At 65.6% G+C, this 11,777-nt stretch carries 12 protein-coding genes and 1 tRNA gene; 3 read left to right on the top strand and 10 right to left on the bottom strand.

The window, feature by feature from the left end; genetic code table 11:
• Positions 1-3 precede the first annotated feature (3 nt).
• From DIE11_RS21405 to DIE11_RS21355, 10 genes are all read right to left on the bottom strand, one after another.
• Complete coding sequence (locus DIE11_RS21405) at positions 4-606, bottom strand: NADH-quinone oxidoreductase subunit C (RefSeq protein WP_059600431.1); 603 nt, start codon at positions 604-606, stop codon at positions 4-6.
• Between the two features lie 22 nt (positions 607-628).
• Positions 629-1,108: an NADH-quinone oxidoreductase subunit B family protein gene (locus DIE11_RS21400; RefSeq protein WP_006398799.1), complete on the bottom strand. Its 480-nt coding sequence runs from the start codon at positions 1,106-1,108 to the stop codon at positions 629-631.
• 62 nt (positions 1,109-1,170) lie between these two features.
• Positions 1,171-1,530 carry an NADH-quinone oxidoreductase subunit A gene (locus tag DIE11_RS21395; protein WP_006398798.1) on the bottom strand — a complete coding sequence of 120 codons (360 nt, stop codon included), beginning with the start codon at positions 1,528-1,530 and terminating at the stop codon, positions 1,171-1,173.
• Positions 1,531-1,684: 154 nt separating this feature from the next.
• Positions 1,685-1,769, bottom strand: a tRNA-Leu gene (locus DIE11_RS21390).
• A 111-nt stretch (positions 1,770-1,880) separates the two neighbouring features.
• Entirely contained in the window at positions 1,881-2,258 is a 378-nt protein-coding gene (secG, locus tag DIE11_RS21385; RefSeq protein WP_047898610.1) for a preprotein translocase subunit SecG, read from the bottom strand.
• 72 nt (positions 2,259-2,330) lie between these two features.
• Positions 2,331-3,086 carry a triose-phosphate isomerase gene (gene tpiA / locus DIE11_RS21380; RefSeq protein WP_124626877.1) on the bottom strand — a complete coding sequence of 252 codons (756 nt, stop codon included), beginning with the start codon at positions 3,084-3,086 and terminating at the stop codon, positions 2,331-2,333.
• A gap of 141 nt (positions 3,087-3,227) precedes the next feature.
• Entirely contained in the window at positions 3,228-4,247 is a 1,020-nt protein-coding gene (locus DIE11_RS21375; protein WP_124626875.1) for an NAD(P)H-quinone oxidoreductase, read from the bottom strand.
• A 140-nt stretch (positions 4,248-4,387) separates the two neighbouring features.
• Positions 4,388-6,535 (bottom strand): polyribonucleotide nucleotidyltransferase, encoded by a 2,148-nt coding sequence (gene pnp / locus DIE11_RS21370; protein ID WP_059600427.1) that lies wholly within the window; start codon positions 6,533-6,535, stop codon positions 4,388-4,390.
• 290 nt (positions 6,536-6,825) lie between these two features.
• Entirely contained in the window at positions 6,826-7,095 is a 270-nt protein-coding gene (rpsO, locus tag DIE11_RS21360) for a 30S ribosomal protein S15 (RefSeq protein ID WP_006398792.1), read from the bottom strand.
• Positions 7,096-7,202: 107 nt separating this feature from the next.
• Positions 7,203-8,462, bottom strand: a complete 1,260-nt coding sequence (locus tag DIE11_RS21355; RefSeq protein ID WP_124626873.1) for a branched-chain amino acid ABC transporter substrate-binding protein — start codon at positions 8,460-8,462, stop codon at positions 7,203-7,205.
• Between the two features lie 168 nt (positions 8,463-8,630).
• On the opposite strand from DIE11_RS21355, the gene DIE11_RS21350 reads away from it, so the two are divergent.
• The 3 genes from DIE11_RS21350 (at position 8,631) to DIE11_RS21340 (ending at position 11,758) form a co-directional block, all read left to right on the top strand.
• Entirely contained in the window at positions 8,631-9,143 is a 513-nt protein-coding gene (locus DIE11_RS21350; RefSeq protein ID WP_124626871.1) for a hypothetical protein, read from the top strand.
• Positions 9,144-9,525: 382 nt separating this feature from the next.
• Entirely contained in the window at positions 9,526-10,167 is a 642-nt protein-coding gene (locus DIE11_RS21345) for a carbonic anhydrase (RefSeq protein WP_059600424.1), read from the top strand.
• Between the two features lie 40 nt (positions 10,168-10,207).
• Complete coding sequence (locus DIE11_RS21340; RefSeq protein WP_124626869.1) at positions 10,208-11,758, top strand: SulP family inorganic anion transporter; 1,551 nt, start codon at positions 10,208-10,210, stop codon at positions 11,756-11,758.
• Positions 11,759-11,777: the final 19 nt, after the last annotated feature.

Genomic DNA, 11,777 nt, shown 5'->3' with positions numbered 1-11,777 from the left:
CCCTTAATGTTTCAGACCGCCATAGCGATCCTCGCGGATCACGCGCGGCGTGATTTCGCGCGGCTCGATCGTCACCGGCTGGTAGACGACCCGTTTCTCTTCCGGGTCGTAACGCATTTCGACATAACCCGACACCGGGAAGTCCTTTCGGAACGGATGGCCGATGAAGCCGTAGTCGGTGAGGATGCGACGCAGATCGGGGTGACCCTCGAACACGAGGCCGTACAGGTCGAACGCCTCGCGCTCGTACCAGTTTGCGGAGGCCCAGATGTCGACGAGCGATGCCACGATCGGCAGATCGTCGTCCGGAGCGAACACGCGCAGACGCAGGCGCCAGTTGTTCGTGACCGACAGCAGCTGCGACACGGCCGCGAAACGCGGGCCGTCGTAGGCGCCGTCGCCGTAGGTCTGGTAATCGACGCCGCAGAGGTCGATCAGTTGCTCGAAACGGAGCTTCGGATCGTCGCGCAGCATCTTTGCGACTTCGAGGTAATCGCTCGCCTTCACGACGAGCGTCAGTTCACCGATCGCTTCGGTGAGGCTCACCACGCGCGCGCCGAGCGCTGCTTCGAGGTTTGCCTTGAGGGTCTCGATTTTGCTTGCCATATTGAGGGGGACGCTCGGGACTTTATTGACGGGCGATGGTGTTGGTGCGGCGGATCTTCGCCTGAAGCTGGATCACGCCGTAGACCAGCGCCTCGGCCGTGGGCGGACAGCCCGGTACGTAGACGTCGACCGGCACGATCCGGTCGCAACCGCGAACCACCGAGTACGAGTAGTGGTAGTAACCGCCACCGTTCGCGCACGACCCCATCGAGATCACCCAGCGCGGCTCGGCCATCTGGTCGTACACGCGGCGCAGTGCGGGCGCCATCTTGTTGCACAGTGTGCCGGCGACGATCATCACGTCCGATTGACGCGGGCTCGGACGGAACACGACCCCGAACCGGTCCAGGTCATAACGGGCCGCGCCCGCATGCATCATCTCGACGGCGCAACACGCGAGCCCGAACGTCATCGGCCACAGCGAGCCGGTACGCGTCCAGTTGATCAGCTTGTCAGCCGTCGTGGTGACAAACCCTTCCTTCAAGACCCCTTCGATACTCATTTGCTTTCCACTCCAGACGAGCGGCCCAGCGTGGCCGCCCATGCAAACCGGCGATTAACCCATCACTCCCAGTCGAGGCCGCCTTTCTTCCAGATATAGGCAAAGCCCAGCAGGAATTCGAGCAGAAAAATCATCATTGCGATGAAACCCGGCCAGCCGATGTCCCGGAGCGCGACGCCCCACGGAAACAGGAATGCGGTTTCGAGATCGAAGATGATGAACAGGATGGCGACGAGGTAGTACCGGACGTCGAATTTCATCCGGGCGTCTTCAAAGGCTTCGAAGCCGCACTCGTACGGTGCGTTCTTCTCGACGTCCGGCTTGTTGGGACCAAGGAGCTTGCCGATGCTGACCAGCGCTATACCTAAACCAGTGCCCACGAGGAGGAACAACAAGACGGGGTAATAGGCTGCGAGGTTCAAGGCAATCCTCTATCGGTTGGTTCTGAGCGTCCGGAGAATACCACTTCCGGCGGAAGGAATCATTTCGGAGTGCTCGCGATCACAAGACAATCGCAAGGCACACCCCAGAAATGAAAAATGCCAGCCACTAGAAGCGGCTGGCATTGAGTAACTTTGGTGCCGACGGCGAGACTCGAACTCGCACAGCTTTCGCCACTACCCCCTCAAGATAGCGTGTCTACCAATTTCACCACGTCGGCACTGCATGCAACTCGGGTTGTGCTGCTTGTTTCCCGCGAATCGCTTCAAGAATTAAATTCTAACCCGAGTTCCAGATTTGTTCAACGCACAAACGCAAAAATTTTGACCTTTTATTTCGGGACATCCTGGCCAGGCGCGCTTGCTGCCGAACCTGCAGCAGCGGACGCCGCGACGGCCGGCGCCGACGCTGCGGGCGCCGATGCCGGCGCGGTCGCGGCGGCACCGAGCACGCCCGCCGACGGCGTCGACTTGTACGAACCGAGGTACGTCAGCGCGAGCGTCGCGACGAAGAAGATCGTCGCGAGAATGCCCGTCGTGCGCGACAGGAAGTTGGCGGAGCCCGTTGCACCGAACAGGCTGCCCGACGCGCCGCTGCCGAATGCAGCGCCCATGTCCGCGCCCTTGCCGTGCTGCAGCAGCACGAGTCCGATCACACCGAGTGCAGACAGCACCTGCACGACAATAATCAGCGTCTTGAATAACAGCATCACACCCACCCGATTGGATCAGGCAACCGGACCAACCGGCCGCCATCATGGTTCAATTCGATCCCGGACCGCTCAACGTGCGGCCCGGCAGATCGCCAGGAAATCTTCCGCCTTCAGCGACGCGCCGCCGATCAGGCCGCCGTCGATGTCGGGCTGCGCGAACAGCTCTTCCGCGTTGTCCGGCTTCACGCTGCCGCCGTACAGCACCGATACGTCCGCCGCCCCCTTCGCCGCGAGACGCGCCCGCAGGAATGCGTGCACGTCCTGCGCCTGCGCCGACGTCGCGCTCTTGCCCGTGCCGATCGCCCAGACCGGCTCATATGCGATGACAATGCGGGCGGCTTCGTCAGCCGTCAGCACAGCCAGCACGGCGTCGAGCTGCGCACCGACTACCTGCTCGGTCGCGCCCGCTTCGCGCTCTTCGAGCGTTTCACCGACGCACACGACGGGCGTAAGGCCCGCCGCGAGCGCGCGTTGCGTCTTCGCGGCGACGGTTTCGTTGCGCTCGCCGTGATACGCGCGACGCTCCGAGTGACCGACGATCGCATACTGCGCGCCGAACTCCGCCACCATCGCGGCCGCCACTTCACCGGTGAACGCGCCCTGCTCGTGCGCGGACACGTCCTGCGCGCCGAACGCGACACGGCCGCCGCCGAGCTGCGCCTGAACCTGCGCGAGGTACGGGAACGGCACGCACACGCCGACCGACGTTTCGGCCGGCACCGCACCCGCGCCCTGCATCACTTCGTTCAGCAATGCCTGGTTGCCGGCCAGCCGGCCGTGCATCTTCCAGTTGCCGATCACTCGCTTCGTTCGTTGTTTCGACATCGTGTCTGTCTCGTCACTATCTTGTCATTAACGCACCGGAAACCGGCCCGTCAGGTTGGATCTGGCGAAGCAAACCCGCGATTTTACTGCGCGCGGCTTGAACCGGTCAAACCACACATGTCAAGCCCGTCGCACGGGCCGTCACGCGTTCGCACCCCAATCGAGCACGATCTTGCCGATGTGCTCACCGCTTTCCATCAGCGCATGCGCCTGGGCGGCCTCCCCTGCCGGCAGCACGCGGTAGATGACGGGTTTGATGCGACCGTCCGCGAGCAGTGGCCAGACACGCGCCTTCAGTTGCGCGGCGATGCGCGCCTTGAACTCGACCGGCCGCGGACGCAGCGTCGAGCCCGTCACCGTCAACCGGCGGCGCAGAATTTCATTCAGGTTGACCTCGGCCTTCGCGCCGCCCAGCAGCGCGATCAGCACGAGGCGGCCGCCATCCGCGAGCGCGGACAGTTCGCGCGGCACGTACGAACCCGCGACCATGTCGAGGATCACGTCGACGCCGCGATCATGCGTCAGCGACTTGACGACCTCGACGAAGTCTTCGGTCTTGTAGTTGATCGCACGCTCGGCGCCGAGCGCCTCGCATGCACGGCATTTATCGGCACTCCCGGCCGTCGCGAAGACACGAAAGCCGAGCGCGTGCGCGATCTGGATCGCCGTCACGCCGATCCCGCTCGAGCCGCCCTGCACGAGCAGCGTTTCCTGCTCGCCGCCCTCGCCCGCGCCGAGCAGCGCGCGGTCGAACACGTTGCTCCACACTGTGAAGAAGGTTTCGGGCAGCGATGCGGCCTCGATGTCAGTCAGCCCGTCGGGCACCGGCAGGCATTGCGGCAGCGGCGCGACCGCATATTCGGCGTAACCGCCGCCCGCGAGCAGCGCGCAAACGCGATCGCCCATCTTCAGGCCGAACGGGTTCAGTGCCGCATCCGACAGGTCGCCGCCGACAATCTCGCCCGCGACCTCGAGGCCCGGCAGATCCGACGCACCCGGCGGCGGCGCATACGCGCCCTTGCGCTGGAATACGTCCGGCCGGTTCACGCCGGAAGCCGCCACCTTGATCAGCACTTCGCCGCGCTTCGGTTCGGGGCGCGGACGCTCCGCGAGCTTCAGCACGTCGGGGGCGCCGAATTCGGTGATTTCGATGGCTTTCATGGTGGTCGCTCCAGGATCAGTCGGGGGCGCACCCGTGCGCGGCACGGGCGCCTCGCCGGCGCTGCTGCGCCGCACAACGATGCTACAGAAAAAACGGCCGGCACGCTTTCGCACTGCCGGCCGCTCTTACGCCCGTCCGCTTACTGCTGCGGCGGCGTATCCGACTGCGACGCTGCCGCTGCTTCGTTCAGCAGCGCCTTCGCCGACAGACGCACGCGGCCCTTCTCGTCCGTCTGGATCACCTTGACCTTCACCTGCTGACCTTCCTTCAGGTAGTCGTTGATGTCCTTCACGCGCTCGTTGACGATTTCCGAGATGTGCAGCAGGCCGTCCTTGCCCGGCAGCAGGTTCACGATCGCGCCGAAATCGAGCAGCTTGAGCACCGTGCCTTCGTACACCTGGCCGACTTCGATCTCGGCCGTGATGTTCTCGATGCGCTTCTTCGCTTCGGCCATGCCTTCGCTGCTCGTGCTCGCGATCGTCACGACGCCGTCATCCGAGATGTCGATGGTCGTGCCCGTTTCTTCCGTCAGCGCGCGGATCACCGAACCACCCTTGCCGATCACGTCGCGGATCTTTTCCGGGTTGATCTTGATCGTAATCATGCGCGGCGCGAATTCCGACAGTTGCGTGTTCGCACCCGAGACCGCCGACGTCATCTTGCCGAGGATGTGCATGCGGCCTTCCTTCGCCTGCGCGAGCGCGACCTGCATGATTTCCTTCGTGATGCCCTGGATCTTGATGTCCATCTGCAGCGCCGTCACGCCTTGCTCCGTGCCGGCCACCTTGAAGTCCATGTCGCCGAGGTGATCCTCGTCGCCGAGGATGTCGGTCAGCACCGCGAACTTGTTGCCTTCGAGGATCAGGCCCATCGCGATACCCGCGACGTGCGCCTTCATCGGCACGCCGGCGTCCATCAGCGCGAGGCAGCCGCCGCACACCGACGCCATCGACGACGAACCGTTCGATTCGGTGATTTCCGACACGACGCGGATCGAGTAGCCGAATTCGTCGGCGCTCGGCAGGCACTTGACCAGCGCGCGCTTCGCGAGACGGCCGTGGCCGATTTCACGACGCTTCGGCGAGCCGACGCGCCCCGTTTCGCCGGTCGCGAACGGAGGCATGTTGTAGTGGAGCATGAAGCGCTCGCGGTATTCGCCTTCGAGCGCGTCGATGATCTGCTCGTCACCCTTCGTGCCGAGCGTCGCGACGACGAGCGCCTGCGTTTCGCCACGCGTGAACAACGCCGAACCGTGGGTGCGCGGCAGCACGCCGGTGCGGATCTCGATCGGACGCACGGTGCGCGTGTCGCGACCGTCGATGCGCGGCTCGCCGTTCAGGATCTGCGAACGGACGATCTTCGCTTCGATGTCGAACAGGATGTTGCCGACGGTAGCCTTGTCGGCCGCGACCGTGCCGGCCGCCAGCGCGTCTTCCTCGAGCTTCGCCGAGGTCGCCGCGTAGACTTCCTTCAGCTTCGTCGAACGCGCCTGCTTGTCGCGCAGCTGGTAAGCGGCGAGCAGGTCGCCGTGCGCCAGTTCCGTCACGCGCGCGATCAGCGCCTCGTTCTTCGGTGCCGGCTGCCAGTCCCACTCGGGCTTGCCACCTTCGCGCACGAGTTCGTGGATCGCGTCGATCGCCGTCTGCATCTGCTCGTGACCGAACACGACCGCGCCCAGCATCACGTCTTCCGGCAGTTGGTCGGCTTCCGATTCGACCATCAGCACCGCGCGCTCCGTGCCGGCGACGACGAGATCGAGGCTCGATGCCTTGATCTGGTCACGCGTCGGGTTCAGCACGTATGCGTTGTCGATGTACGCGACGCGCGCGGCACCGACCGGACCGTTGAACGGCAGGCCCGACACGGCGAGCGCAGCCGATGCACCGATCAGCGCGGGGATGTCCGCCGGGATTTCCGGGTTCACGGACAGCACGTGGATCACGACCTGCACTTCGTTGTAGAAGCCTTCCGGGAACAGCGGGCGCAGCGGACGGTCGATCAGGCGCGACGTCAGCGTCTCGTGTTCCGACGGACGGCCTTCGCGACGGAAGAAGCCGCCCGGGATCTTGCCGGCCGAGTAGGTCTTTTCGAGGTAGTCGACGGTCAGCGGGAAGAAATCCTGGCCCGGCTTTGCCGACTTCGCGCCGACGACGGTTGCCAGCACGACGGTGTCTTCCACGTCGACGATCACGGCACCGCTCGCCTGGCGAGCGACTTCACCGGTTTCGAGGCGCACCTTGTGCTGGCCCCACTGGAATTCCTTCACGACCTTGTTGAACATGGACATGGTTGCTCCTTTGAATTCATTCATTTCATTCGCCGCCCGGGTCATCCCGTGCGGCGGCGTCCCGACCGAATTACCCGGAGCAAGGTGTGTTTTTTATGCCATTCCAGCGCGGTGCTCGTCGAGCGACGCGCTGGAATGACACAAATCCCGACCCCGGTATCAGCCGTTCCGGCAGCCGGCACTCACGTGCCGGACAACCTGCGGTGCGCGTGACGCTACGCACCGCGCAAAAACAAAATGCCTGCATCAGCGGACTGACACAGGCATCTTGCTGGCGGCAATCGCCTCGATTACTTACGCAGACCCAGCTTCTCGATCAGCGCGCGGTAACGGTCGGCATCCTTGCCCTTGAGGTAGTCGAGCAGCTTGCGGCGGCGGCTCACCATGCGCAGCAGGCCGCGGCGGCTGTGGTGGTCCTTCGCGTGGGTCTTGAAGTGACCCGTCAGTTCGACGATACGTGCGGTCAGCAGTGCGACCTGGACTTCGGGCGAACCCGTGTCGTTGGTACCGCGGGCGAACTGAGCAACGACTTCCGACTTCTTGATATCTGCAACAGACATGTGATTTCCTTTCTAACTGAACAGGCGGACACGGAAGAATGGCCGTGCCGTGACTTACAACCGGCGGGCATTGTAGCACAACTCCCCGCCGTTCTTACCGCCTCCTGTCACGGACGCGTCATCGAGCACGCCGACGGCATCTCCGTGCGCTGCGCCGGCACAGCCAGCACCGTCCGGAAGCCATAGCCCGACCCCTCGTTGTCGAAGCGCACGCCCGGCGTGCCAGCCTTGTCCATCTCCATTACGTAAAGGGGCTGGATCAGCTGGTGATCCTGCGCGCGCATCCGCGACGCATGGAAGCCGTCGTCGAACGACAGGCCCTCGAGCGACCGCGCGACCGCCACGGGGTCGGCCGACCCCGCCCGGTTCATCGCCGCGGCCAGCATCTCGATCATCAGGCTCATCCGCCGCACCGGATAGTCGTCCTGTGCGGCCGGGAATCGGGTCCGGAACGTGCGGTAGAACGCGTCGGATTTCGCGCCGCCCGCGTTCGGGTGCCAGTCGGCCACGGCCACGACGCGCCCGACCCCGGCATCGCCCAGGGCGGCCGGCGCGCCGAGACTGTTGCCGTAGAACGTATAGAACTTCGCGTTCAGCCCCTGCTCGCGCGCCGCCTTCACGAGCAGCGTGAGGTCGTTGCCCCAGTTGCCGGTCACGACGGCATCCGCGCCGCTCGCGCGGATTTTCGCGATGTACGGCGAGAAATCCTTGATCCGGCCGATCGGGTGGAATTCGTCGCCGGCGATCGTCACGTCCGGGCGCCGCGCGGCCAGCGCCTGCCGCGCGAGCGTGCTGACGTCGTGACCGAAGCTATAGTCCTGGTTCAGCAGGTAGACCTTGCGCAGCGCGCGGTCGCGCGCCATCACGTCCGCGAGCGCGGCCATCCGCATGCCCGCGTGCGCATCGAAGCGGAAATGCCAGAAGCTGCAGCGCGCGCCGGTGAGCGCGGGATCGTCGGCCGAATAGTTCAGCAACAGCATCCGGTTGTCCGGGTCGCGCGCGTTCAGCTTGTCGAGCGCCGCGACGAGCGCAGCCGCGACGGCCGAACTGTTGCCTTGCGCAACGAAGCCGATATGGCGGTCCGCGGCCGCGCGCAGTTGCACGAGCGCCTCCTCCGGGCTGCCCTTGCTGTCGAGCACGACGAGTTCGAGCGGGTGCGCGCCGTCGCGCAGCTTCACGCCGCCCGCCGCGTTGACCTGCTCGACGCCGAAGCGCAGGTTGCGCTCGACCGCCGCGCCCGCGTTCGCGAACGGGCCCGACATCCCCTCGATCAGCGCGATCCGCACCGGCTCGCCGCCGGCAAACGCGGACGACACCAGCATCCATCCTGTGCTCAACGCGAGCGCGCACCATTTCCACCCCTGCATCGGCCACCTGCCCTTCGATCTGCCCGAGAAGCGCGGATCATAGGCCGGCGCGCCCGCCGCCCGCAAGCTTCGCCACGCCGCCGATCCGCACCGATTTTTTCCGCGCGATGCACCGGCGCGCGCCGTCCGTGATACAACGGGGCCTGTTTCCGTGTTCTGGAGGATCCCATGCGCATTCGTATTCCCGCGCGCCTGCCGGTGCTGGTCGCCGGTGCCGCCGCACTGCTGGCCGGTTGCGCGCAACCGTGGCAGCAATATCAGGCCGGCCAGGACGAGTCGGCGATCGTCGCGCGCATGGGCCCGCCGCGCGAGATCTACGACCTGCCCGGCGGCGGCAAGCGGCTGATGTGGCCGACCCAGCCGATGGGCGAAATCACGATCGCGGCCGACGTCGACGCAGCCCACAGGATCGTCAACGTGCGCCAGGTGCTGCAGCCGAGCGAGTTCTATCGCGCGGAGATCGGCAAGTGGACGAAGACCGACGTGCTCGTCAATTTCGGCCGCCCGGTCGAGACGTCCTACTTCCCGCTGATGAAGCGCGAGGTGTGGACGTACCGGTATCTCGAGGACAACGTCTGGTACATGATGTACAGCTTCTATTTCGATCCGCAGGGCATCCTGCGCACCACGCAGAAAACACCGGACCCGCTGCACGATCCCGATCGCCGTAATCTGTTCTGACCGATTGCGCATTTACGCGCAATTTTCGCAATGGCCATTCACGAATTATTGCGTGAATGGCCATTTCGTTTTTTCCGCCACATTATTCAATGCACGGAATATGGCGGAAAACTTTTCCGGTCAATGACATCCCGATGGCAATCCGCTGAACGCCCCGTCATGCGGCCCTCTGCGCAGAAACCGGCATACGCGATGCATGTCATGCGTCGGGTTGGTGCACGCAATGCACTGCGCCAAATCAATTTGAAACAGTTTGTTTCAATGCCCCCGGAGCGCTAGGGCATACCCCTAATATCAGTCCAAATCCAACCTTTCAATTTAGAAAGAATGGAGTTGCGTCATTTCGTCGATATTTATTTGCCGTTGTCAGAAAGGAGTCCTCATGAATCGCCCCAAGAGCATGCTGGTTGCCAACATTGCCTGGGCCCGCGAGACGCGTGAACACACGCCTGGTTTCTTCGACGCGCTCGCGCGTGGCCAGAACCCGCGCGTGCTGTGGATCGGCTGCGCAGACAGCCGTGTGCCGGCCGAAACCATCACGCACTGCGCGCCCGGCGAACTGTTTGTCCATCGCAACATCGCGAACCTGTTCCATCCCGACGACGACAATTCCGCCAGCGTGCTCGAGTACGCGGTGCGCGTGCTGAAGGTCGACCACGTGATCGTGTGCGGCCACTACGGCTGCGGCGGCGTGCGCGCGTCGCTGCTGCCGCCGCCGGCCGACCTGCCGCACGTCGCGCGCCGCATCGCGCCGCTCTGCGCGCTCGCGCGGCGCCATCGCGACACGCTCGACGGGCTCGACGACACGGCCGCCGCCGACCGCCTCGCCGAGCTGAACGTGCTCGAGCAGGTGCGACTGCTGCGCGCATCGCCGATCGTGCGCGACCGCGAACGGCCGCCGCTCGTGCACGGCTGGATCTTCTCGCTCGCCGACGGTCGCCTGCTGGAGCTCGATTCCGGCTACGCGGCACCGCCCGTCGACGTCGAACCCGCGCTGGCCACGACCGCCGCCGCGCTCGGCTGATTCATCCCCCCGCCCCAACGCCCACGAAACCGCCCCAACCATGAAACTGAACGAGCGCCTGTCCACCCTGCCGCGCGACATCGTCGCCGGCATCGTCGTTTTCCTCGTCGCGCTGCCGCTCTGTCTCGGCATCGCCAACGCCTCCGGCGTCGAACCGTTCGCCGGACTCGTGTCCGGCATCGTCGGCGGCATCGTCGTCGCGCTGCTGAGCGGCTCGTCGCTGTCCGTCAGCGGGCCGGCCGCCGGCCTCGTCGTGATCGTCGTCGAAGGGATCGCGCAACTCGGCAGCTTCTCCGCGTTCCTGCTCGCGGTGCTGCTGTCCGGCGTGCTGCAGTTCGGGTTCGGCATGCTGCGCGCCGGCCGCTTCGCCGCCTACGTGCCGTCGCCTGTCATCAAGGGCATGCTCGCCGCGATCGGCCTGCTGCTCATCGTGAAGCAGATTCCGTTCGCGTTCGGCATCGGCGGCTCGGCCGCGCAATCGTTTGCGAACTGGCCGGGCCTGCCGGTCGCATGGGCTGCCACGGCCATCGCGCTCGCGTCGCTCGCGCTGCTGATCGCATGGGACACGCCCGCGCTGCGCCGCTTCGCGCTGGTGCGCTCGGTGCCCGCGCCGCTCGCGGTCGTCGTGCTCGGCATCGGCGCGACGCTCGTGCTGGGCTTCGTCGCGCCGGCCGTTGCGCCGGGCGCGGCCCATCGCGTGACGCTGCCCGAGCTCGGATCGTTCGCGGCGTTCGCGGCCTCGCTCAAGCATGCGGAGCTCGGCCCGAACTTCGCGCAGCTCGTCAATCCGGACGTGTGGCGCGTCGCGATCACGCTCGCGGTCGTCGCGAGCCTCGAGACGCTGCTGAGCCTGGAGGCGGTCGAGCAGATCGACCCGAAGCGCCGGCCGACGCAGCCCGATCGCGAACTGAAGGCCCAGGGCGTCGGCAATCTCGTCGCGGGTGCGTTCGGCGGGCTGCCGATCACGTCCGTGATCGTGCGCAGCTCGGTGAACGTGAACGCGGGTGCGCAAAGCCGGATGTCGGCGATCGTGCACGGGATCCTGCTGCTTGCCAGCGTGTTCGCGCTCACCGGGCTCATCAACCTGATCCCGCTCGCAAGCCTGGCCGCGATCCTGATCCATACGGGCTTCAAGCTCGCGAAACCGGCACTGTTCCGCTCGGTGCTGAAGCAGGGCCCGGCCGCGTTCGTGCCGTTCGCCGCGACGATCGCGGGCGTGCTCGCGGTCGACCTGCTGTTCGGCATTGCCGTCGGCCTCGCGTGCAGCGTGCTGGCGGTCGCCGTCGCGAACCTGAAGAGCCCCGTCACGCTCGCGCAGCACGACGACCACTTCCTGCTGTCGTTCCGCAAGGACGTCTCGTTCCTCGGCAAGGTGCAGGTCAAGCATCACCTGCGGCACATTCCCGACCGCGCGGCCGTGATCATCGACGCAACGCGCGCCGACTACATCGATCACGACGTGCTCGAACTGCTCGACGCGTTCGTCGCCGATGCGCCGCGGCGCGGGATCGCGGTGGAATTCCGCCGCCGCAGCCCGGCGCCTCGCCCTGCCGCGCGCCGCTGGCTGTTCCGCGCGCCGGCGGCCGAATGAATGGCGCATGAAAAAACGC

This window comes from Burkholderia sp. Bp9012 (genome assembly GCF_003853825.1).
GTDB classification, from domain to species: Bacteria; Pseudomonadota; Gammaproteobacteria; order Burkholderiales; family Burkholderiaceae; genus Burkholderia; species Burkholderia diffusa.
Note: the sequence above shows the minus strand (reverse complement) of the source record. Positions and strands in the feature narration are given on the sequence as shown.